Origin of the sequence: Roseomonas sp. HF4, assembly GCF_005222755.1 — a bacterium.
Taxonomy (GTDB): domain Bacteria; phylum Pseudomonadota; class Alphaproteobacteria; order Acetobacterales; family Acetobacteraceae; genus Neoroseomonas.
This window is the reverse complement of sequence record NZ_STGD01000025.1, coordinates 18,826-40,477: the sequence shown is the minus strand read 5'-3', so window position 1 is coordinate 40,477 and position 21,652 is coordinate 18,826. Positions and strand designations below refer to the sequence as shown.

Here is a 21,652-nt window from a genome sequence, read left to right as displayed (position 1 = left end):
GCGCCTGCCAGGCGGCGATCTCGTCCAAAACGGCATCGGTGACCGTGCTGATCAGGTCGGGCGAGACCTCGACGCCGTACAGATCCAGCAGGTGGCCCGCGATCTCGCGCGTGCTCATCGGGCAGTGTGCCCTGGCCGCCGTCGGCGTTGGAGGCGTGGGCGTGGCCGCGGTCGTTGTCGGCGGAGTGATCATGCCGACCGCCGTCGCTGCCGGTGTTGGAGGCGCCGCCGCTGCCGGCGCCGGACTCGTCGCCTACAAGTCGCTTGAAAGGACGCGGCACTTCGAGGAACTCCGCAAATATATGACCTTTCGGTGGGAGGAGTTGGGGGAGCGCAGCGCCGATGCCTTCGTGCGCGGTCTGCGCGGCCAGCGCGACCTGATGTTGAAATCCGAGCCGGCCCTGCGGCGGCTATCCGGCATTCCCGGCTTCGCATGGCTCAACGACACGCTCGACTGGCTCAAGCGGCAGAAGGACGAGCCGCCTCCCCCCTGATGCCGGCATCGCGAGCACAGTCATCGCTCGGACGGGGGTTCTTCACGCCGGCGATCATCCTGTCGCCAAGTAATGGGTTCCGAGGGCCTTAAGCCCTCGGCGGGTGGGTCCGGGAGGGCGGCGCCCTCCCGCCGCTCCCGCGCCGCGCCCCGCCCTACCCCCGCACGATCTCGTACAGCGCCACCGCCGCCGCCGCTGCCACGTTCAGGCTTTCGACGCCTTCCGCCATCGGCAGCCGCACCAGTTCGTCGCAGGTCTCGCGTTGCAGGCGGCGGAGCCCCGTGTCTTCCGCGCCCAGCACCAGGGCCACGCGGCGGTCGCGGGGTGTGGCCTCGGCCAGGGTGCGCTTGCCGTCGCCGGCCAGGCCCAGCACCCAGAAGCCTTCGCGTTGCAGGGCGGCGATGGCGCGGGACAGGTTCACTTCCCGCACCACCGGCACGATGTCGAGCGTGCCGGATGCCGCGCGGGCCAGGGCGCCGGTTTCGGGGGGTGCGTGGCGGTCCTGCAGCACCACGGCGGCGGCGCCGAAGGCGGCGGCGGCGCGCAGCACGGCGCCGACGTTGCGCGGGTCGGTCACCTGGTCGAGCACGAGGACAGGTCCGTCCGAGGCCGCGATCGCGTCTTCCAGCGCCACGGCTTCGAGCGGTTCGGCGAGGAGTGCGATGCCCTGGTGGATCACGTCCTCGGCCAGGAAGGTGGCGAAGCGGGTGCGGTCGGCGCGTTCGGGCGTGACGCGCCAGGGGCCGTCGAAGTGGTCGCGCAGCGTGATCTCGGCGTCGGTGGTGGCGAGCAGGCGGCGTGGCTTGCGGCGTGGGTTGGCCAGGGCGGCGAGCACGGCGTGCTGGCCGTAGATCCAGTAGGCGCCGGAGCCCGCGCCGGCGCCCGGGCGGGGCGGCGGGGGCGCTTCGGGGGCGGGCGCGGCGACGGGGGCGGGGCGTTCGGGCGCGGCGCCGCGGCCGCGGCCGCGGCGGGGCGGGGCGGCGGGGCGCGGCGTGCGGGGCGGGGTGTTGCGCGCGTCCGGGCGGGGTTTGCGGCCGGGCTCGCCGCGCGGGTTTTCGCCGCGGGCGGGGCGGGGCGGGGCGTCGGCCTCGCCGCGCGCGGGGCGTGGCTTGCGGCCGGGGGCCTCGCGCTTGTCGGGCGGCGGGCGGTCGCGGGCATCGGGGCGCGGGGTTCGTCCGGCGCGCCCCGGCTTTGACGGGCCGCCGGAGGGGCGGGCGGGGGCGCGGCCGTCGGGCCGCTTCGGGGGGCGTGGCATGGCGCGCATCCTGCCTGCGTGGCGGGCGGTTGGAAACCGGCGGCGGGTGGTGCTGTCCGTTGACAGCCGGCCCCCCATGCGGTTAACCCGCGCCGCTCCCGCCGGTCCGCCAGGACCATGCGGCTGCGGAGGGGTGCCCGAGTGGCTAAAGGGGACGGACTGTAAATCCGTTGGCTTGCGCCTACGTTGGTTCGAATCCAACCCCCTCCATATCGCCGGTTCGGGCCGCGGGGAGCGATCCTTGCGGAGCGGTCGGCACGGACTTGGTGGGTCGGCGCCTCGCGGCGCGGGTGTAGCTCAATGGTAGAGCCCCAGCCTTCCAAGCTGGTTGTGCGGGTTCGATTCCCGTCACCCGCTCCAGCGCAGCGCGGGCGGATGGCGGGCCGGGCGCTTCCGGGCCACGAGGGCTGCGCGAGCGAGGGATTGGGGCGGGGTCACGCAGGGTGACGTCGCCCTCGGCAGAGACGGATCGGAACGAGGACGCGGGACAGGGCCATGGCCAAGGCGAAATTCGAGCGTAACAAGCCGCACTGCAACATTGGTACGATCGGGCATGTGGACCATGGCAAGACGTCGCTGACGGCGGCGATCACCAAGGTTCTGGCCAAGTCGGGCGGTGCGTCGTTCACGGCGTACGACCAGATTGACAAGGCGCCGGAGGAGCGGGCTCGTGGCATCACGATCTCGACGGCGCATGTCGAGTACGAGACGGCGAACCGGCACTACGCGCATGTGGATTGCCCGGGCCATGCCGACTACGTGAAGAACATGATCACGGGTGCCGCGCAGATGGACGGCGCGATCCTGGTCGTGTCGGCGGCGGACGGTCCGATGCCGCAGACGCGCGAGCACATCCTGCTGGCGCGCCAGGTTGGCGTGCCTGCGCTGGTGGTGTTCCTGAACAAGTGCGACATGGCGGACCCCGACCTGCTGGAGCTGGTCGAGATGGAGGTGCGCGAGCTGCTGTCGTCCTACCAGTTCCCGGGCGACGACATCCCGATCATCAAGGGCTCGGCGCTGATGGCGCTCGAGGACAAGTCGCCCGAGCTTGGCGAGAACGCGATCCTGGAGCTGATGGCGGCGGTGGATGCGTACATCCCGCAGCCGGCGCGCGAGGTGGACAAGCCGTTCCTGATGCCGGTCGAGGACGTGTTCTCGATCTCGGGCCGCGGCACGGTGGTGACGGGCCGGGTCGAGCGCGGGATCATCAAGGTTGGCGAGGAAGTCGAGATCGTGGGCCTGAAGGACACGGTCAAGACGGTCGTCACGGGCGTTGAGATGTTCCGCAAGCTGCTGGACCAGGGCCAGGCGGGCGACAACATCGGCGCGCTGCTGCGCGGCACGAAGCGCGAGGACGTGGAGCGCGGTCAGGTGCTGGCGGCGCCTGGTTCGATCAAGCCGCACAACAAGTTCAAGGCCGAGGCCTACGTGCTGACGAAGGAGGAGGGCGGTCGGCATACGCCGTTCTTCACGAACTATCGTCCGCAGTTCTACTTCCGCACGACGGACGTGACCGGCGTTGTCTCGCTGCCCGAGGGCGTCGAGATGGTGATGCCGGGCGACAACGTGTCGATGGACGTGGAGCTGATCGCGCCGATCGCGATGGATGAAGGCCTGCGCTTCGCCATCCGCGAAGGCGGCCGGACCGTCGGCGCCGGCGTCGTCGCGAAGATCACGGCGTAACGGCAGGCGTTGCGTCCTGCCCGCCGTTGCGTAGTGTGACGGCGGCAGGCATAGGGGCGTAGCTCAATTGGCTAGAGCGCCGGTCTCCAAAACCGGAGGTTGGGGGTTCGAGACCCTCCGCCCCTGCCACCGCCGCGCTGCGAAGACTGTTTGACCAGGGGGTGGTGGCCCGCAATGGGCCGCCGCCTCCCGTCGTTTCAGAGGACACCGACTTGGCCAAGCTCGATCCGGTGCAATTCGCCCGGGAAGTCCGCCAGGAAGTGGGGCGCGTCACCTGGCCCTCGCGCAAGGAGACGCTGGTCACCACCGGCCTCGTGCTCGCGCTGTCCGCGCTCGCGGCGGTGTTCTTCCTCGTGGTGGACCAGCTCATCCAGATCGTGATGCGCTGGGTCTTCGGAATCGGCTGAAGGGGAACCGGCACGTGGCCGACAAGAAGTGGTACGTCGTGCATGTCTACTCGGGCTTCGAGAAGAAGATCGCCGAGCAGATCAAGCAGCAGGCCGCCCAGAAGGGCCTCGCCGACAAGTTCGACGAGGTGCTGGTCCCCTCCGAGCAGGTGACCGAGGTCCGCCGCGGCCAGAAGCACGACACGGAACGCAAGTTCTTCCCCGGCTACGTGCTGGTGAAGATGGAGATGACCGACGACGCCTGGCACCTGGTGAAGGACACGCCCAAGGTCACGGGCTTCCTCGGCGCGCGCAACAAGCCGCAGCCGGTGCCGGCCAGCGAGGCCGAGCGCCTGCTGAAGCAGGTGCAGGAAGGCGTGGACAAGCCGCGCAAGCCCGCCATCCTGTTCGAGATTGGCGAGCAGGTGCGCGTCGCCGACGGCCCCTTCACGTCGTTCAACGGCGTGGTCGAGGAAGTCGACGAGGAGAAGGGCCGCGTGAAGGTCTCGGTCTCCATCTTCGGCCGCTCCACGCCGGTCGACCTGGAATACGGGCAGGTCGAGAAGCTCTGATACCAGCGGCACGAGACGTCGACTCGTGCCGAGGCCGCGGGCGCGGCCCGCCGGACGTCCGGCGAAGCCAACGAAACCGGAGGTTTCCGCGTTACGCCTGAGGCGTGCCTTCGGCACGGCGCGCCTGAGGCCATGAGCCGCGCCGGCGCGGAGGCGGCGCGGCGCGCCTCCCCCGCTCAGCGCCGCCCGATCGCCCGGCGCCCCGCCGCCGTCGCCTCCACCATCCCATCGTGCAGCACGACCAGCCCCGCCTCGACCGCATCCTCCCAGACCGTGAGGCGCGGGCAGGAGGTGCGCCAGGCGTCCATCACCTCGGCATAGGGCCGCGGCCGGTCCGCGACGAAGGCCACGAGGTCGAGGACCAGGGGACGCAGGGTCTCGCTCATCGGATTGCCTCCGGCTGCCGTCGGGCCAGCCTCGGACTCGCGCGGCCGGGGCGCAAGGGGGCGGCCCGCCCCCGAGACTCGACGCCCGCGGGGCGTTACAAGGCGCGCGACGCCCAACGCCGCCCAGGGAGAACCCGACCATGGCATCCGACGCCGCCGAGGCGATCATCGAGGCCCGCCGGTCCCGGCGCATCCTGGCGCCGCTCGGCGCCCTGGCGCCGCAATCGATCGAGGCCGGCTACGCCCTGCAGAAGGAAATCGCGCTGCGCTTCGGCGGCCTGCCCCCGGCCGGCTTCAAGATCGGCGCCACCACGCGCCAGATGCAGGCCTATCTCGGCCTCTCGGGCCCGGCCGCGGGCTTCGTGCCGAAGGCGGGGCTGCGCGCCACGCCGGCCACGCTCCGCCACGCCGACTACGTCGACCCCGGCATCGAATGCGAAGTGGGGCTGCGCCTCGCGCGCGACCTCCCGCCCGGCCCCTGCACGCGGGACCAGGCCGCCGAGGCCGTCGGCGAGGTCTTCGCCGCCATGGAGATCGTGGACCGCCGCTACGGCGACCTCGGCGCCCTCGGCACGCCGACGCTGATCGCCGACCAGGTCTTCCACGCCGGCGGCGTGACCGGGCCGCCGGTCGCAGAGTGGCGGGCGCTCGGGCTCGACCTGGCGGCGACGCGCGGGCGCATCCTGGTCGATGGGGAGGTGCGCGGCGAAGGGCTCGGCGCCGACCTGCTCGGCCATCCCTTCGAGGCGCTGGCCTGGCTCGCCGCCTCCCCCTGCGCGGCGGCATTCGGCGGGCTGCGCACGGGGCAGGTGGTGTTCCTGGGGTCGGTGACGCCGCCGATCTGGCTGGATCGGCCCTGCACGACGGCGGTGGAGTTCGACACGCTGGGGCGGGTCGAGGTCAACTTCATCTGACAAGAAAGCGCGGGGGAGGAGAACCTCCCCCGTGCCGGGGTCCCATGGACATTCCCTTCGGAAACGTCGATGGGGCCCGTCCCCCTCCCTTCTCTGGGACACGCCCCCGGCCGATGGCCGGGGACGGGAGACCGGCATGGACGGCATCGACATCGACGCGGCGGGCTGGACCGCGCGCATCCGGCCACGGGACGGCGGCGGCCTCGCGGCGCTGCGCTTCGCGCGGCGGGACGTGCTGGTGCCGGCACCGGACGGCACGCCGCTCGGCGGGCCCTTCGGCGCCTTCTGGATGATCCCCTGGGCGAACCGGCTCGATGGCGGGCGGCTCGGCGGGCACCGGCTGCCGATCAACCGGCCGCAGGACTGGACGGCCATCCACGGCCTCTCGCGCGACCGGGCGTGGCAGGTGGCGGAGCACGCGGCGGACCGCCTCCTCCTCACGCAGCAGGTCGCCTTCGGGCCGTATCGCTACGCCGCGCGCCTCGACCACCAGGCGGGGCCGGACGGCTTCGCCCTCGACCTCGCGGTGACGAACACCGGGCCGTCGGCGATGCCCTTCGGCGCCGGCTGGCACCCCTGGTTCCCGCGCGGCCCGGCCACGCACCTCGCCTTCCGCGCCACCCATCGCTGCACGCACGATGCGCGCTGCCTGCCCATCGCCGCACGGCCCGACCCGGGGCTGGACGCGGTGGAAGCGGCGCTGCTCGGGCTCGACACGCATTTCGCCGGCTGGGACGGGACCGCGCGGCTCGCCTGGCCGGGCCTCGCCCTGGCCATGACGGCTACCGGCGCGCTCGCGGCCAATCTGCAGGTCTACGCGCCCCAAGCGGCGCCGGTGCTCTGCGTCGAGCCCTCCTCCCACCTGCCGGACGCACCGAACCGCCCGGCGCTGGCGCCGCTCGGCCCGATGCAGGTGCTGGCGCCGGGCGAGACGCTCGCCGGGCGCATCACCCTCGTCGCAGAGTGTTCACACTTGCCCAAGGGCACGGCATAGGATGGCGGCAATGTCATCTTCCCCCACCGCCCTCGTGCTCGGCGCCGGCATCATGGGCCTGTCCGCCGCCTGGGGCCTCGCGCGGCAGGGCTTCGCCGTCCGCGTGGTCGAGCAGGACGCGGTGCCGAATCCGCGCGGCGCCTCGGTCGACCACCACCGTCTGATCCGCCACGCCTACGGCCACCAGGCCGGCTACATGCGCATGATCGACCCGGCCTATGCCGCCTGGGACATGCTGTGGCGCGACCTGGGCGAGGTGCTGCACGTGCCGACCGGCGTGCTCGCCGTCTCGGACAGCGCCGCCGGCTGGTTCGAGGGCAGCCGCGCCAACCTCGCCGCCGACGGCCATGCCCATGCCGACCTGACGCCGGCCGAGGTCACCGCCCGCTGGCCGATGCTGACCGAGGCCGGCATCGGCGCCGCGCTGCACATGCCGGCCGGCGGCGTTCTGCTCGCGGACCGCATCGTGGCCGGGCTGGCGCGCCATTTGCCCACCCGCGGCGTGACCCTCGAACGCGGCCGCGCCGTGGCGATCGACCCCGACCGCGCGGCGCTGACGCTGGCCGACGGCTCGACCCGTTCGGCGGACCTGCTGGTGGTCGCCGCCGGCCCCTGGGCGCCGCGGCTCCTGCCGAATGCGATCGCCCCGCGCGTCGCGGCGTCCCGCCAGATCCTGGTGCTGCTGGAGCCGCCGCCCCGCCACCGGGACGCCTGGGCGCGGGCGCCGATGCTCCTCGACCTTGCCGACCGCGGCGGCTTCTACGCCGTGCCGCCGGTAGCGGGCACGCCGCTCAAGATCGGCGACCACCGCTTCTCCCGCACCGGCGACGCCGAGGCCGACGACCGCGCGGCCAGCGCCGCCGAGGCCGAGGAGATCCTGGCCTTCGCCCGCCCGCGCCTGCGCGACCTCGGGGACTACCGCGTGCTCGGCGCGCGCGCCTGCTACTACGACGTCGAGGATGCCGAGCGCTTCATCCTGGAGCCGCTGGCGCCGCGCTGCCTCGTGATGTCGGGCTTCTCGGGCCATGGCTTCAAGTTCGCGGCCCTGCTCGGGCTCGGGCTCGCCGCCGCCGCGGCCGAGCCCGCGCTGCTGCCCGCGCTCACGCCCTGGGCCGCAGGACAGGCGCCGCCCGCCCCGGGCCTTCTCGCAGCCCTCGAGGCCATTGACGCATGACCAGCACCGCCGCCGCCGACCTGATCTTCGGCCTGAACCGCGTGGTCGGACTGCCCGCGCTGACCGAGGCCGCCGGCCAGCCGCTCTCGGCCGAGGACATCGCGCAGATCGTCACCGAGGCCGACCGCTTCTGCACCGAGGTGCTGCTGCCCGGCGCGCTGCCGGCCGACCGCGCCGGCGCGGTCTATGCCAACGGCACCGTCACCACGCCCTACCGGGACACCTATGCCGCCTGGGTGGAGGGCGGCTGGCAGTCGCTCTCGGCGCCCGAGGCGCATGGCGGGCAGGGCCTGCCGGCCTCGCTCTGGACCGCCATGACCGAGCTCGGCATGGCGGCGGACGCGTCATTCATGCTGGGCCCGCTGCTGACGGCCGGCGCCATCGACTGCCTGGTGCACCACGCGACGCCCGACCAGGCGGCGCGGCTGCTGCCCCGGATGGTGACCGGCGAATGGACCGGCGCGATGTGCCTGACCGAGCCGAACGCGGGCAGCGACCTCGGCGTCCTGCGGGCCAGGGCGGAGCCGCTCGGCGACGGGCGCTACGCGCTGCACGGCCAGAAAATCTACATCACCTGGGGCGAGCACGACTGCACGGACAACATCGTCTACCTCGTGCTCGCGCGCCTGCCGGACGCGCCGCCGGGCTCGAAGGGCATCAGCCTCTTCGTCTGTACCAAGGTGAAGGAGGACGGGACGCGCAACGCGCTCCGCGCCGGCGGCATCGAGCGCAAGATGGGCATCCATGCGAGCCCCACCTGCATCATGCTGTTCGAGGGCGCCGAGGCGGAGCTGGTCGGCGAGCCGCATCGCGGCCTGCCGGCGATGTTCGCCATGATGAACAATGCGCGCCTCGGCGTCGGCACGCAGGGGGTGGCGCATGGGGCGGCGGCGCTGCGCCTCGCGGAAGCCTATGCGGAACAGCGCGTGCAGGGCGGGCGCGCGATCGCGCGGCACCCCGACGTCGCGCGCATGCTGATGGAGATGCGCAGCATCACGCTGGCCGGGCGGCTGCTGGCGCTCGAGACCGCGCTCTGCGTCGACCGCCACGCGCTGACGGGCGATGCGGCGGCGCAGGAACGCCTCGCGCTGCTGACGCCCATCCTGAAGGCCTGGTGCACGGATCGCGGCGTCGAGACCGCGTCGACCGGCATCCAGGTCCATGGCGGCATGGGCTTCATCGAGGATGCCGGCGCGGCCCAGGTGCTGCGCGACGCCCGCATCGCCCCGATCTACGAAGGCACCAACGGCATCCAGGCGATCGACCTGCTGGTGCGCAAGGTGGCCAGGGATGGCGGCGCGGGCATGCGCGCCCTGCTGGCCGAGGTCGCGCGCACCCCCGATGCCCGGCTGCGCGCCGCGGCCGAGGCGCTGGAGCGCGCGACCGCGCAGGTGCTGGACGCGCAGGGCCGCGATGCCGATGCCGGCCAGTCCGTCGCGGTCGCCTATCTCGAGGCCGCCGGCTGGGTGCTGGGCGGCTGGATGCTGGCGCGCGCGGCCGCCGAGGACGCCGCGACCTATGGCCCGGTGGCCGATTTCTACCTGCGCCGCCTGCTGCCAAGGGCCGGCGCGCGGGTCGCCGAGATCGGCGGAGCCCTCGCCGCATGAGGTGCATGCCCTTGCATGCCCGGCGCGCGGGGCAATCTCCGGAGGCGGTCCCCTGACAGATCCGAGTGCGATGAACGCCCCGCTCCCTGCCCTTGCCCGAACCCGCCCCCGTGTCGCCATCGTGGGTGCCGGCCCCGGCGGCCTTGCCGCTGCGCTGATCCTGGCCGCCAACGGCGCGCGCGTGACCATCTTCGAACGCGACGAGGTCGTGGGCGGGCGCACCCGCACCGTGACGGCGCCGGGCGGCTACCGTTTCGACATCGGCCCAACCTTCTTCCTCTATCCGCGCATCCTGCGCGAGATCATGGCGATGTGCGGCGCCGACCTCGAGGAGGAGGTGGACCTCATCCGCCTCGACCCGCAGTACCGCCTGGTCTTCGAGGGTTCGAACCCGATCACGCTCGACGCCTCCCCCGACATCGGGCGGATGGAGGTCGAGATCGCCAAGCTCAATCCGGCGGATGCCAAGGGCCTCAGGTCCTTCATGGCGGACAACAGGGTCAAGCTCGACGCCTTCGCCCCGGTGCTGGCGCGGCCCTTCCACGGCCTCATGACCTACTTGGCGCCCGAGGTGATGAAGGGGCTGCGCTACCTCAGGCCGTGGCTGTCGCTCGACAACGACCTCAAGCGGCATTTCAGCGACCCGCGCACGCGGCTCGCCTTCACCTTCCAGTCGAAATACCTGGGCATGAGCCCGTTCCGCTGCCCGTCGATGTTCTCGATCCTGTCCTTCCTGGAATACGAGCACGGCATCTTCCACCCGAGGGGCGGCTGCGGCGCGGTGAGCGAGGCGATGGCCCGCGTGGCCGAGCGGCTCGGCGTCGAGTTCCGCTTCGGCGCCAAGGTCGAGAGGCTGGCCTTCGAGGGCCGGCGCGCGGCCGGCGTCGAGGTGGACGGCACGCGCCATGACGCCGATGCGGTCGTGGTCAACGCCGACTTCGCCCATGCCATGCCGTCGCTGATGCCCGAGGCGCTGCGCCCGCAATGGCCGGACGCCAAGATCGAGCGCGCGCGCTATTCCTGCTCGACCTTCATGCTCTACCTCGGCATCGAGGGGACGCTGCCGGGCATCGCGCACCACAACGTCCTGCTGGCCGAGGACTACGAGCACAACCTGCGGCAGATCGAGGCCGGCATCATCCCCGAGAACCCCTCGCTCTATGTCCAGGCGGCGGCGGGCACCGACCCCTCGCTCGCGCCCGAGGGACATTCGACGCTCTATGTGCTGGTGCCGGTGCCGAACCTGCATGGTGGCCAGGACTGGGCGGCCGAGGCGCAGCGCTACCGGCGGCTCGCGCTCGACCGGCTGAAGGCGCTCGGCCTGCACGACATCGAAGGCCGCATCCGCTACGAGCGCATCGTCACGCCGCAGGACTGGCAGGACACCTACAGCGTCGGCTACGGCGCGACCTTCAACCTGGCGCACAATGTCCGCCAGATGATGCATTTCCGCCCGCGCAACCGCTTCGGCAAGGCCGAGGGCGTCTACCTGGTGGGCGGCGGCACGCATCCGGGCAGCGGGCTGCCGGTGATCTACGAAGGGGCGCGCATCAGCGCGAAGCTCCTGATGGAAGACCTCGGCATGCGGCCGATGCCCGTCGCGCAGGGCAGCTTCGGCGCTGTCCAGCCTGCGCTCGGCGACTGATCCGGGAGGATACGAACATGGGTGCGAAGGTCGTCGTCATCGGCAGTGGCCTGGGTGGCCTGGCCGCGGCCGCGGTGGCGCAGGCGCGCGGGCACCAGGTCACGCTGCTCGAGCGCAACCCCTGGCTCGGCGGGAAGGCGGCGGTGCTGCATCTCGACAATCCCGAGGGGCCGGGGCGGTTCCGCTTCGACATGGGGCCGACCATCCTGACAGTGCCGCGCGTGCTGCGGCGCATCTACGCGGAAGCGGGGAAGGTGCAGGCGGACGAGCTGCCGCTGATCCGGCTCGACCCGCAATGGCGCTGCTTCTTCGACGACAACACGCGCATCGACCTGATGGCGAACGTGGACGCCATGGCGCAGGCGATGGACCGCTTCGCGCCCGGGCGCGGCAACGGCGCGGGCTACCGCAAGTTCCAGGAGGTCAGCCGCCACCTGCACGAGGTGAGCGAGAAGTTCTTCTTCTGGAAGCCGGTCGAGGGCATCGGCGACACGCTGACCTTCGGCGACAACTTCAAGCCCGAGGTGCTGCGCGACATCCTGGCGCTCCGCATGGGCCGCACCGTCGCCAAGGTCATCCGCGGCCATGTGCCGGACGAACGGCTGGCGCAGATGCTCGACCATTTCACCCAGTATGTCGGCTCGAACCCCTACCTCGCGCCCGCCGTGCTCTGCGGCATCGGCGACATGCAGGCGAGCGAGGGCGTCTGGTACCCCGAGGGCGGCACCCGCGCCGTGGCCGAGGGGCTGGCGAAGCTGGCCAGCGGCCTCGGCGCCGACCTGCGCACCGATGCCGAGGTGAACGAGATCGAGATCGTGAACGGCGCCGTGCGCAGCGTGACCGCGAACGGGGAGCGAATCCCGTGCGACGCGCTGATCTCCAACATGGACGCGATCCGCACCTACACGGAACTGGTGAAGGGGCCGCCCGCGAAGGCGATGGCGAAGAAGGGCTTCCAGCCGGCCTGCTCGGGCGTCGTGCTCTACCTCGGGCTGCGCAAGCGCTACGACCACCTGGCGCATCACTGCTTCGTCTTCTCCCGCGACGCGGAGGAGGAGTTCGACAGCATCTACAAGCGCGGCGAGCCCGCGCCAGACCCGACCGCCTACCTGGCGGCGACCTCGGCCACCGACCCGACCACGGCGCCCGAGGGCGGCGAGGCGCTGTACGTACTGGTCCACACGCCGCATCTCCGCCCGGGCCACGACTGGTCGAAGATGTTCGCGCCCTACCGGCAGGTCATCCTCGACAAGCTGAAGCGCACCGCGGGGCTCGAGGACATCGAGGAACGCATAGTGGTCGAGCGCGCGCTGACGCCGCAGGACATCCACGAACGCTACAAGGTGCTCGACGGCGCGATCTACGGGCTGGCCTCGCACGGCGCCTTCCTCGGCGCCTTCAAGCCGTCCAACCGGTCGAAGGCGATCAAGGGGCTGTACCTGGCCGGCGGCGCGGCGCATCCGGGGCCGGGGATGCCGATGGTGATGATGTCGGGCTGGATCGCGGCCGATGCGCTGGACCGCGACCTCGGCGGGCGCGGCATGTCCGAGGCCGCCGGGCGCGCGGGCCTCAGGGACGCGCTGCTCGCGGCCGAATGAGCAAGGCGGCGCCCCCGAAGCGCGACCCGGTGGCGCTCCGTTCGGAGCGCCATCTCGACTTCTTCAACCTCGCCTTCACCCGCTTCACCCGCAAGCACATGCGCGCGGTGCGGATCGCACGCTGGGGCATGCCGGAGATCCCGCGCGGCGCGCCGGCCGTCATCTTCGCCAACCACCCGTCCTGGTGGGACGGCGTCGCGTTCATGCTGCTATACCGGCGCCTGCTGAAGGACCGGCCGCTGTTCACGCCGATGGCGGAATGGGCGCTCGACAAATACGCCTTCATGCGGCGCCTCGGCGTGTTCGGGATCGAGACCGGGTCCTCGCGCGGGACCGTCGCCTTCCTGCGCACGGCGCAGCACGTGCTGCGGGACCCGTCGCACATCCTCTGGATCAATGCGCCCGGCCGCTTCGCCGACCCGCGCGAGCGCCCCATCCCGATCGCGCCCGGCATGACCCGCCTGCCCGAGATGGCGCCGGGCGCGCATTTCGTGCCGCTCGCCTTCGACTACCCGTTCTGGGGCGAGCGCAAGGCCGAGATGCTGGCGGCCTTCGGCACGCCGATCCCGGCGGCCGACCTGCTGGCCCTGGACAGGGAGGCGCGGGCCGACCATTTCTCGACCGTACTGGGCGCGGTCGCGGATCGGCTGGCCGAGGACGCGATCGCGCGCGATCCGGCGCGCTTCGAGACCCTGGTGCAAGGACGGGAAGGCATGGGCGGCGTCTACCAGATGTGGCGGCGGCTGGGCGCGATGCTGCGCGGCAAGCCCTTCGATCCTCGCCACGACCAGCAGCCGGAGCGCGCGCCGTGACATTCGACTTCGCCTGGATCGTCCTGGCGCTCGCGGCCTTCCCGGCCGCGGTCGGCGCCATCAACCTCCGTCTCGTGCGTGCGCCACAGGGCCCGGCGCCGGACGGCGCGATGGTCTCCATCCTGGTCCCGGCGCGCGACGAGGCCGCCAACATCGCCGACTGCCTCGACCGCGCCCTCGCGCAGCAGGGCGTGCGGGTCGAGGTGGTGGTGATGGACGACGGCTCGGCCGACGGCACCCCCGACATCGTGCGCGCCATCATGGCGCGGGACGACCGCGCGCGGCTGATCTCCGCGCCGCCGCTGCCCGAGGGCTGGTCCGGCAAGATGCACGCCTGCGCCCGCCTGGCCGAGGCCGCCCGGGGCACGCATTTCCTGTTCATCGACGCCGATGTCCGCCTGGCGCCCAATGCCGCCGCCGACCTGGTCGGCCATGCGCTCCGCCATCGCCTCGGCCTCGTCAGCGGCGTGCCGCGCCAGCGCATGGAGACCTTCGGCGAAGGCGTCACCGTGCCGATGATCAACCTGCTGCTGATCGGCTACCTGCCGGGCGGCGGCCGGGCCTTCACGCGCCACCCGGGCTTCGCCGCCGGCTGCGGCCAGATGATGATGTTCGAGCGCCGGGCCTACGAGCAGGTCGGCGGCCACGGCGCCATGCGCGCGACCCTGCATGACGGCCTGAAGCTGACGCGCCTGCTCCGCGCGAAGGGCCATCGGACCGAGATCGTGCTGGGCGCCGGCCTCGCTTCCTGCCGGATGTATCGCGGCTTCGCGGAATCCTGGCGCGGTTTCCTCAAGAACGCACGCGAAGGCATGGCAACGCCGATCGGCCTGCCAGTCTGGACCACCATGCTGGCGGGCGCGCATCTCTGGCCCTTCTTCCTGCTGCCGGCCTGGCAGGCGGCGCTGGCGCTGGCGCTGGTCTTCGCGCTGCGCCTCGCCATCACGCGCCGGACGGAGGAACCGTCCTGGACCGTGCTCGCGCATCCGGTGGCGGTGGCGGTGGCGCTCGCCATCCAGTGGACGGCGCTGACGCGCTTCCTGATGGGGCGGAAGGAAGGCTGGAAGGGACGCGCCTACGCCGCGCCGGAGGCGCCGTGAGGAGGCTCGGGTCGGATTGAACAGGTCGGGGGAGGAGAACCTCCCCCGACCCCCCTCCCTTTTCTGGCACCTGGTGCCCATGCTTTCCGGACCGACGCCAAGTGGCAAAGAAGGTTGTGGGGGGTCCGGGGGGAGAAGTTCCCTTCTCCCCCCGCCCTTCATCGCGCCTTGCGGCGGGGCCGACCGGCACGAACGAACGCCGCGCTACCGCAGCAGCACCGGCAGCAGCGCGTCGAGCCGCAAAAGCCCCTCCGCCGTCGTCCTGAGCCGGCCGGCCCCGGTCCAGGCGAGGTAGCCTTCGTCCAGCAGCGCCGCCAGCATCGCCGGGTCCACCGCGCGTTCGAACGGCAGGCCGGCGCGTGCCGCGATCCGCGCCGGGTCGACGCCCTCGGCAAGGCGGAGCCCCATCAGCAGCGCCTCCCGCGCGCGGTCCTCGGGCGAAAGCACGTCCTGCTCCACCGCGGCGTGGCCGTCGCGCTCCACGCGTGCGGCCCATTCCTCCGGCGCGCGGTGGCGGCGGGTCGCGACCATCTCCCCGCCGGCCAGCATGCGCTGGTGCGCACCGGGGCCGATGCCGAGGTAGTCCCCGTAGCGCCAGTAGGCGAGGTTGTGGCGGCTCTCGGCGCCGGCCTTTGCGTAGTTGCTGACCTCGTAGGGATGCAGGCCGAAGCGCGCGGCTTCCTCGGCGGTCGCGAAATAGAGGCGGGCTGCCTCGTCGCCCTCGGGCAGGGCGAAGGCGCCGCGGGCGTGCAGCGTAGCGAACTGCGTGCCGGGCTCGATGGTGAGCTGGTAGAGCGAGAGATGGTCGGCCGCCAGGGCCAGCGCGCGCTTCAGCTCCGCCCGCCAGGCGGCCTCCCCCTGCCCGGGCCGCGCGTAGATCAGGTCGAAGGACAGGCGCGGGAAGATCGCGCGCGCCGCCTCCAGCGCCGCGATGGCCTCGGCCGCGTCGTGCCGGCGCCCGAGGAAGCGCAGTGCCTCGGCCTCCAGCGACTGCACGCCGAGGCTGGCGCGGTTCACGCCGGCGTCGCGGAAGGCGGCCAGCCGGCCGATCTCGACGCTGGTCGGGTTCGCCTCCAGCGTCACCTCCATGTCCGGCAGCGGGTCGAACAGCCGCGTCGCGTCCTCGATCAGCGCGGCCACCGTCTCCGGCGCCATGAGGGAGGGCGTGCCGCCGCCGAAGAAGATGCTGGCGAGCTTCCGGCGGCCGGCGCGCGCGGCCTCATGCGTCAGTTCCCGCCGGAGGGCCGCGCGGAAGCGCGCTTCGTCCACGCGGTCCCGCACATGGGAATTGAAGTCGCAATAGGGGCACTTGGCGGCGCAGAAGGGCCAGTGGATGTAGAGGGCGAGGGGCTCGGTCACGGCGCGCATATGGGCCGGCCGGCAGCCCCTGTCGAATAGGGAGGACCAGGATGCCCCGCGTGACCGCGCTGCATGCCGCGCTGCTGATGGCGCTGTTCCTGGTGCTGACCTTCCGCGTCTTCGCGGAACGGTATCGCACGCAGGTGATGATCGGCACGGGCGGCGATGCCCGGCTGGAGCGCGCCGTGCGGCTGCACGGAAATTTCGCCGAATACGTGCCGGTCTTCCTGGTGGCGCTGCTGGCGGCCGAATTGTGCGGCGCGGCCCCCTGGGCGCTGCATGCGGCGGGGCTCGCCATGCTGGCCGGCCGCGCGCTGCATGCCGCCGGGATGTGGCGGGCGCCGGACATCCGGCCGCTGCGCGGGACGGGAATGCTGCTGACGCTCGCGGGGCTGCTGGGCGCGGGGGGGCTCGCGCTCGGCGGCGGCCTAGGGCTCTGGCCATGAGCGGATCCTCGGTCGAGCGGGTGCGGGCGGCGCTGCTGGCCGCGGGGCATCCCGACACCATCGCGGCCTTCGCCGACGGCACGCGCAGCGCGGCGGACGCCGCCGCGGCGGTCGGCTGCGCGGTGGCGCAGATCGCCAAATCCATCGTGTTCCGCGCCGGCGCCCGGGCGGTGCTGGTCGTCGCCTCGGGCGCCAACCGGGTGGACATGGCCAAGGTGGCGGCCGCCATCGGCCAGCCGGTGAAGCGCGCCGACGGCGCCTGGGTGCGCGACGTCACGGGCTTCGCGATCGGCGGCGTCTCGCCGCTCGGCCACCTGGCGCCGCCCATCCTGCTGCTGGACCGGGACCTGCTGGCGCTCGACCCGGTCTGGGCGGCGGCGGGCTCGCCCCAACATGTCTTCCGCACCACGCCGGCGGAACTGCTCCGCATCACCGGCGCGACGGTGGCGGAGGTGAGGGAATGATGGCGAACACGGCCTTCTGGGCGGCGCTGCTGGCGCCGGTCTGCCTGTGGCTGTCGCTGCGGGTCATCGGCCGGCGGCGCGCCGCGCGGGTCGCGATCGGCACGGGCGGCGACGCGGCGCTGGAGCGCGCCGTGCGCGCGCAGGCGAACTTCGCCGAATACGTCCCCTTCGCGCTGGTGCTGATGGCGCTGGCCGAGGCCGGCGGCGCGCCGGGCTGGGTGCTGCACCCGGTCGGCGCGGCGCTGCTGGCGGGCCGCGTCGCGCACGGCTTCGGCATCGCGCGCGAGCCCGAGGATTTCCGCTTCCGCGTCGGCGGCATGGCCGCGACGTTTTCGGCCATTGCCCTCTCGGCCCTGGCCGTCATGATCGGCCTCATCATCGGCTGGGCCTGACCCGGCCGCGCAACGGAGGACACGCGATGACCGTCACCGTCCAGCAGATGCTCGCCGCCGCCGAGGCCGTCGTGCCGCGCGTCACGGCCGCGGAGGCCAAGGCCCTGCACGGGCGGGAGGACGTGGTCTTCCTCGACGTGCGGGAACCGAACGAGGTCGCAGCGTCCGGCAAGGTGCCGGGCGCGCTGGCCATCCCGCGCGGCCTGGTGGAGTTCCGCGCCGACCCCGCCTCCCCCCTGCACGACGCGAATTTCGACCGTGCGAAGACCATCGTCGCCTATTGCGCCTCGGGCGGTCGGTCGGCGCTGGTGCTCAAGACGCTGCACGACATGGGGTACGGGAACGTCCGGAACCTGGGCGGCTTCAAGGCGTGGCTCGATGCCGACGGGCCCGTCGAGAAGTAGCGCGGAGGGCATGAGAGGGCTTCTGCCCCTGGCGCGGGCCCCGGGGGGCGCCGGGCGATGACGGCCGCGGCGGCCCCCGACCAGCAGCCGGCCGTGACCGACGACGCCGCGCTGCGTCGCCCGGCCCGCGGCCATGCGCGCCGCGCCTTCGCGACCGGCGCCGTGATGGCCCTTGCGCTGATCGCGATCGGGCTCGGCGCCTACCTGTTCATCCAGCAGGGCACGCGCAGCGCCACCGCGAAGGCGAGCGAGGAGGCGGAGGTCGCCGCACGCCTGCTCGAGCAGTTCGTGCTGCGCACCCTGGATGGGATCGAGGCGAACTTCACCCTGATGCACGCACGGCTGGTCCTGGAGCAGGCGGGCGACACAAAGGCGTCGGACATCCTGGCCGCGCGCCTGGCCGAACTCGCGGCGGCCGGGCGCCTCGGCCTCGTGCAGGTGGCCGATATCGCGCCGGATGGCCGCGTCCGCTGGTCGAGCGTGCAGGGGTTCGATCGCGTGGACGTCTCCGACCGGGAGCATGTGCGCGTTCACCTCCGGCCGGACCAGGGCCTGTTCGTCAGCGAGCCGGTCGTCGGGCGCCTGTCCGGCCGCCGGGGCCTGCAGGTGACGCGACGGATGGAGGACGCGGCCGGCGCGTTGATCGGCATCGCGGTGATCTCGATCGACCCCGGCGTGCTCTCGGCGCATCTGGCGCGCATCCAGTCGGGCCCGAATGACCAGATGTTCCTGCTGCGCGCGGATGGCACGGTGCTCGCCCGGTCCGACGCCGCCGAGGCCGGGCCGGAGCGGGTCGCGCTCGGGGCCGAGGTGGACCGGGCCCTGGCCGCGGGCCGCGGCGCGATGATCCGGGGCAGCGGGCCGCTCGGCGGGCCCGACCGCTTCATCGCCCTCCGCTCCGTGCCCGGCACGCCGCTGGTGGTCGGCGCGGGGGTCGATGCCGGATCCGCGCTCGCCCCCGTCCAGGGCCTCGCGCAGCTCACGGCCATGGCGGCGATCCTGACGAGCCTCGTCGTCATGCTGCTCGCCCTTGTCGTGCGGCGGCGCAACGAACGCCTCTACACGCGCGCGGAGCTGCAGGAGGCGCGGCTCAAGGGCGCGGCCGCGGCGACGGCGCGGCAGGAGATCGAGGCGCTGCTCGCGGGCCTGCCCATCGCCGTCTATCGCGCACGCGTCGACGCCGGCGGCGGCTTCCGCCTGACCTATGCCAGCACCGCGATGGAGACGCTGCCCGTCGCCGGCACCAACCCCGCGCGGGAGGCCTTCCTGGCCGACCTGTTCGCCGGCCGCGACGCCGCGGTGGAGTACGAGGCCCCGCGCCCCGGCCGCACCCCCTCCTGGATGCGGGAGGCCGCGCGCGTCGTCGCCCAGGGGCCCGAGGGGGTGGAGGTCGTGGGCTATCGCGCCGACATCACGGCCGAGCGGATCTATGCCGCGCAGGCGGCCGAGGCCTCGAAACTCGCGACGCTGGGCGAGATGGCGACCGGCCTCGCGCACGAGCTCAACCAGCCGGTCACCGCGATGGCGCTCGGCGCGGACAACGCCGCCGACGCGCTGGAGACCGAGGGCGAGGCCGGCATCGTCGAGGCCGTGCAGACGCTGCGCGACGTGGCCGGCCAGGCGCTGCGCGCGCAGGCCATCATCGACCACCTGCGCGTCTTCGGCCGCCGCGACCCCGGCCCGCTGGCGCCGATCGCGCTGGACCAGGCGGTGGAAGGCGCGCTCGTCATCGCGGGCAGCGCGCTGCGCGCGGCGGGCATCCAGGTCCTGCGCGACATCCCGCCGGACCTGCCGCCGGTGCGCGGGCAGATCGTGCTGATCGAGCAGGTGCTCGTGAACCTGTTCCTCAACGCCCGCGACGCGATGGCGGCGCGGCCGCCCGGCGAGCGCCGCCTGTCCCTGGCCGCGCGGGCGCCCGCCGAGGGCCAGATGCAGCTCATGGTCCGGGACAGCGGCGGCGGCATCGCGCCCGAAGTCATCGACCGCGTCTTCGAGCCCTTCTTCACGACCAAGCCGGTCGGACAGGGCACCGGGCTCGGCCTCGCGATCTGCCACGGCATGATGGCGGCGATCGGCGGCGGCATCCGGCTGGCCAACGTGCCCGGCGGGGCGGAGGTGGTGCTCGACTTCATGGCGGCGGAACCCGAGGACGACAGACGCCCCGCGTCAGGTCACGGCGCCCAACCCGCGGCGTGACGCGGCCCGCCGCCCTGCCCCAGGGCGGCCCGCACGCCGCCGATCAGGCGATGCCGTCCAGGCGGAGCGGCCCGGCGGCGCCGGCGAGGAAGCCAGGGACGTCGCGCGCGGGCATCGGCCGGCCGAGCAGCCAGCCCTGGCAGGCCTGCACGCCGGCCTCCCGCAGCGCGGCGAGCTGCGCCGGCGTCTCCACGCCCTCGGCCACCGTGGCGAGGCCGAGGGCGTCGGCCAGCCGCACAAGGCCGGCCAGCAGCGCGCGGTCGGCCTCGGCACCCGGCAGGCGCTCGGTGAAGGCGCGGTCGAACTTCAGGCTGCTCGCGGGCAGGTCGCGCAGCCGGGCGAGCGAGGAGTGGCCGGCGCCGAAATCGTCGATCGCGACGCCGAAGCCGGCCTCCCGCAGCGCGGCCAGGGCGGCGAGCCCGCCGCCGGGCAACGCGCCGGCCTCGGTCACCTCGACCACCAGGGTCTCGGCGGGCAGCGCGGCCGCGTCGGCCATGGCGCGCAACTCGCCCACGAAGCCGGGCCGGCGCAACTGGTCGGGCGCGACGTTCACCGCGATGCGGCCCGCCGGCAACCCGTCCCGCCGCCACGCGGCGGCGGCGGACACCGCGTCGTGCAGGACCCGCCGGCCAAGCGCATCCATCATGCCGTATTCGGCCGCGACCGGCAGGAACTCGTCGGGCTCGCTGGTGCCGAGGACGGGGTCCTCGAAGCGGACCAGCGCCTCGAACCCCTGCAGTGCCAGGTCCGCGGCGCGGCGGATCGGCTGGAAGGCGAGGGCGAGGCCCGGCCCGCCCTCGAGCGCCGCGGCCAAGCCCGCGGCGAGGCGCGCCCGCCGCAGCCCGCCATCCGCCTTTGCCTCGGCGAGGCCCACGCTGCGGTCGCCGCCGCGCCCGCGCGCCGTGCGCAGCGCCGCCTCGGCGCCGTGCAGGCAGGCCGCGCCGTCGCCCTCGGCCGAGACGGCATGGCCGAGGCTCGCCGTCAGCGCGAGGCGCGTGCCCCCGGCCTCGAAGCCGCGGGTCAGCGCGGCGCGCAGCCGCTCGGCCAGCGCGCCGAGGGCCGCTTCCTCCGCCGGTTCGACCAGCACCGCGAATTCGTCGTCGCCGAAGCGCGCGACCAGCGCGCCGGGCGGCGCGGCGGCACGGAGCCGGCGGCCGGTATCGGCCAACAGCGCATCGCCCGCCGCCATGCCGAGCGCCTCGTTCACCAGGCGGAAGCGGTCGAGGTCGACGAGCACGAGGCCGCATGCGTCGGCGCGGGGCGCAAGCAGCCGGCCGACCAGTTCCGCCCGGCCGGCCAGGCCCGTCAGCGGGTCCGGCGTCTCGGCAGGGGACGGCGTGCCCGCCGCGCGGCGGGCGCGGGCGCGCTTCATCGCGGCGCCGACCGCCTCGGCCAATTCCGCCGCGCGCAACGGCTTGCGCAGGAAGTCCGAGACGCCGATGCGCACAGCGCTGGCCGCGTCCTCGATGGTGGCGTGGCCGGTGACGAGCACGACCTCCGGCCGCAGCGGCTCGGGCGCGCCGGCCACGCGCCGGGCGAGGCTCAGCCCGTCCTCCTCCGGCATGCGGATGTCGGTGACGACGACGCCGATATCGTCCTGCAGCGCCATCACCGCCGTCGCCTCGGCGACCGAGCCGGCGATGCTGACCGCATGCCCGCGGCGACGCAGCGCCAGGGCGATCTGGTCGCGCACCATGGGTTCGTCGTCCACGACCAGGACGCCAAGCACGGCCTCGGGGGCGGCATCGGTCGGGACAGGACTGGCTTGCAT

General features: G+C 73.4%; 21 protein-coding genes, 3 tRNA genes and 1 pseudogene. 20 read left to right on the top strand and 5 right to left on the bottom strand.

Features of this window, described 5'->3' with window-relative positions; translation table 11 throughout:
* Nucleotides 1-118: pseudogene (locus E8M80_RS24355) on the bottom strand (transposase); the annotation flags it as partial.
* A 73-nt stretch (nt 119-191) separates the two neighbouring features.
* Between E8M80_RS24355 and E8M80_RS24350 the strand changes: the two are divergent.
* Nucleotides 192-494, top strand: a complete 303-nt coding sequence (locus E8M80_RS24350) for a hypothetical protein (RefSeq protein WP_170979617.1) — start codon at nt 192-194, stop codon at nt 492-494.
* Between the two features lie 154 nt (nt 495-648).
* On the opposite strand, the gene rlmB is transcribed toward E8M80_RS24350, so the two are convergent.
* Entirely contained in the window at nt 649-1,749 is a 1,101-nt protein-coding gene (rlmB, locus tag E8M80_RS24345; protein WP_137128328.1) for a 23S rRNA (guanosine(2251)-2'-O)-methyltransferase RlmB, read from the bottom strand.
* Between the two features lie 127 nt (nt 1,750-1,876).
* Between rlmB and E8M80_RS24340 the strand changes: the two genes are divergently transcribed.
* The 6 genes from E8M80_RS24340 (at nt 1,877) to nusG (ending at nt 4,390) form a co-directional block, all read left to right on the top strand.
* A tRNA-Tyr gene (locus tag E8M80_RS24340) sits at nt 1,877-1,959 on the top strand.
* 76 nt (nt 1,960-2,035) lie between these two features.
* A tRNA-Gly gene (locus E8M80_RS24335) sits at nt 2,036-2,109 on the top strand.
* Between the two features lie 135 nt (nt 2,110-2,244).
* On the top strand, nt 2,245-3,432 hold the full coding sequence (gene tuf / locus E8M80_RS24330) for an elongation factor Tu (RefSeq protein ID WP_137128327.1): 1,188 nt from the start codon (nt 2,245-2,247) through the stop codon (nt 3,430-3,432).
* Nucleotides 3,433-3,484: 52 nt separating this feature from the next.
* Nucleotides 3,485-3,561 (top strand) — tRNA-Trp (locus E8M80_RS24325).
* 83 nt (nt 3,562-3,644) lie between these two features.
* The gene (gene secE / locus E8M80_RS24320; RefSeq protein ID WP_137128326.1) at nt 3,645-3,839 is read left to right on the top strand and encodes a preprotein translocase subunit SecE; all 195 of its coding nucleotides are present in this window, start codon (nt 3,645-3,647) and stop codon (nt 3,837-3,839) included.
* Nucleotides 3,840-3,853: 14 nt separating this feature from the next.
* Complete coding sequence (nusG, locus tag E8M80_RS24315; RefSeq protein ID WP_137128325.1) at nt 3,854-4,390, top strand: transcription termination/antitermination protein NusG; 537 nt, start codon at nt 3,854-3,856, stop codon at nt 4,388-4,390.
* Nucleotides 4,391-4,566: 176 nt separating this feature from the next.
* Here nusG and E8M80_RS24310 read toward each other — a convergent pair whose 3' ends face one another.
* Nucleotides 4,567-4,776 (bottom strand): hypothetical protein, encoded by a 210-nt coding sequence (locus E8M80_RS24310; protein ID WP_137128324.1) that lies wholly within the window; start codon nt 4,774-4,776, stop codon nt 4,567-4,569.
* A gap of 140 nt (nt 4,777-4,916) precedes the next feature.
* Here E8M80_RS24310 and E8M80_RS24305 point away from each other — a divergent pair, with 140 nt between their 5' ends.
* From E8M80_RS24305 to E8M80_RS24270, 8 genes are all read left to right on the top strand, one after another.
* Complete coding sequence (locus E8M80_RS24305; RefSeq protein WP_137128323.1) at nt 4,917-5,690, top strand: 2-keto-4-pentenoate hydratase; 774 nt, start codon at nt 4,917-4,919, stop codon at nt 5,688-5,690.
* A 136-nt stretch (nt 5,691-5,826) separates the two neighbouring features.
* Nucleotides 5,827-6,684, top strand: a complete 858-nt coding sequence (locus E8M80_RS24300) for an aldose epimerase (protein ID WP_137128322.1) — start codon at nt 5,827-5,829, stop codon at nt 6,682-6,684.
* A 10-nt stretch (nt 6,685-6,694) separates the two neighbouring features.
* Entirely contained in the window at nt 6,695-7,858 is a 1,164-nt protein-coding gene (locus E8M80_RS24295; RefSeq protein WP_170979616.1) for an FAD-dependent oxidoreductase, read from the top strand.
* The gene (locus tag E8M80_RS24290; protein WP_137128320.1) at nt 7,855-9,465 is read left to right on the top strand and encodes an acyl-CoA dehydrogenase family protein; all 1,611 of its coding nucleotides are present in this window, start codon (nt 7,855-7,857) and stop codon (nt 9,463-9,465) included. Before E8M80_RS24295 ends, E8M80_RS24290 begins: the two co-directional genes overlap by 4 nt.
* Before the next feature lie 70 nt (nt 9,466-9,535).
* Nucleotides 9,536-11,110, top strand: a complete 1,575-nt coding sequence (gene crtI / locus E8M80_RS24285; RefSeq protein ID WP_137128319.1) for a phytoene desaturase family protein — start codon at nt 9,536-9,538, stop codon at nt 11,108-11,110.
* Between the two features lie 17 nt (nt 11,111-11,127).
* Nucleotides 11,128-12,708 (top strand): NAD(P)/FAD-dependent oxidoreductase, encoded by a 1,581-nt coding sequence (locus tag E8M80_RS24280; RefSeq protein ID WP_137128318.1) that lies wholly within the window; start codon nt 11,128-11,130, stop codon nt 12,706-12,708.
* A complete protein-coding gene (locus E8M80_RS24275; RefSeq protein WP_137128317.1) occupies nt 12,705-13,520 on the top strand; it encodes a lysophospholipid acyltransferase family protein in 816 nt (271 codons plus the stop codon). Before E8M80_RS24280 ends, E8M80_RS24275 begins: the two co-directional genes overlap by 4 nt.
* The gene (locus E8M80_RS24270; RefSeq protein ID WP_137128316.1) at nt 13,517-14,620 is read left to right on the top strand and encodes a glycosyltransferase family 2 protein; all 1,104 of its coding nucleotides are present in this window, start codon (nt 13,517-13,519) and stop codon (nt 14,618-14,620) included. Before E8M80_RS24275 ends, E8M80_RS24270 begins: the two co-directional genes overlap by 4 nt.
* Before the next feature lie 204 nt (nt 14,621-14,824).
* On the opposite strand, the gene hemW is transcribed toward E8M80_RS24270, so the two are convergent.
* The gene (gene hemW / locus E8M80_RS24265) at nt 14,825-15,979 is read right to left on the bottom strand and encodes a radical SAM family heme chaperone HemW (RefSeq protein ID WP_408906275.1); all 1,155 of its coding nucleotides are present in this window, start codon (nt 15,977-15,979) and stop codon (nt 14,825-14,827) included.
* 50 nt (nt 15,980-16,029) lie between these two features.
* On the opposite strand from hemW, the gene E8M80_RS24260 reads away from it, so the two are divergent.
* The 5 genes from E8M80_RS24260 to E8M80_RS24240 are packed head-to-tail and all read left to right on the top strand — an operon-like array spanning nt 16,030 to nt 19,881.
* Complete coding sequence (locus E8M80_RS24260; protein WP_137128314.1) at nt 16,030-16,425, top strand: MAPEG family protein; 396 nt, start codon at nt 16,030-16,032, stop codon at nt 16,423-16,425.
* Complete coding sequence (locus E8M80_RS24255; RefSeq protein WP_137128313.1) at nt 16,422-16,889, top strand: YbaK/EbsC family protein; 468 nt, start codon at nt 16,422-16,424, stop codon at nt 16,887-16,889. Before E8M80_RS24260 ends, E8M80_RS24255 begins: the two co-directional genes overlap by 4 nt.
* Nucleotides 16,886-17,281, top strand: a complete 396-nt coding sequence (locus E8M80_RS24250; protein WP_206035736.1) for an MAPEG family protein — start codon at nt 16,886-16,888, stop codon at nt 17,279-17,281. The genes E8M80_RS24255 and E8M80_RS24250 overlap by 4 nt, the downstream gene beginning before the upstream one ends.
* 26 nt (nt 17,282-17,307) lie before the next feature.
* A complete protein-coding gene (locus E8M80_RS24245; RefSeq protein WP_137128312.1) occupies nt 17,308-17,685 on the top strand; it encodes a rhodanese-like domain-containing protein in 378 nt (125 codons plus the stop codon).
* Between the two features lie 57 nt (nt 17,686-17,742).
* The gene (locus E8M80_RS24240; RefSeq protein ID WP_170979615.1) at nt 17,743-19,881 is read left to right on the top strand and encodes a sensor histidine kinase; all 2,139 of its coding nucleotides are present in this window, start codon (nt 17,743-17,745) and stop codon (nt 19,879-19,881) included.
* 43 nt (nt 19,882-19,924) lie between these two features.
* Here E8M80_RS24240 and E8M80_RS24235 read toward each other — a convergent pair whose 3' ends face one another.
* Nucleotides 19,925-21,652 (bottom strand): GGDEF and EAL domain-containing protein, encoded by a 1,728-nt coding sequence (locus E8M80_RS24235; RefSeq protein WP_170979614.1) that lies wholly within the window; start codon nt 21,650-21,652, stop codon nt 19,925-19,927.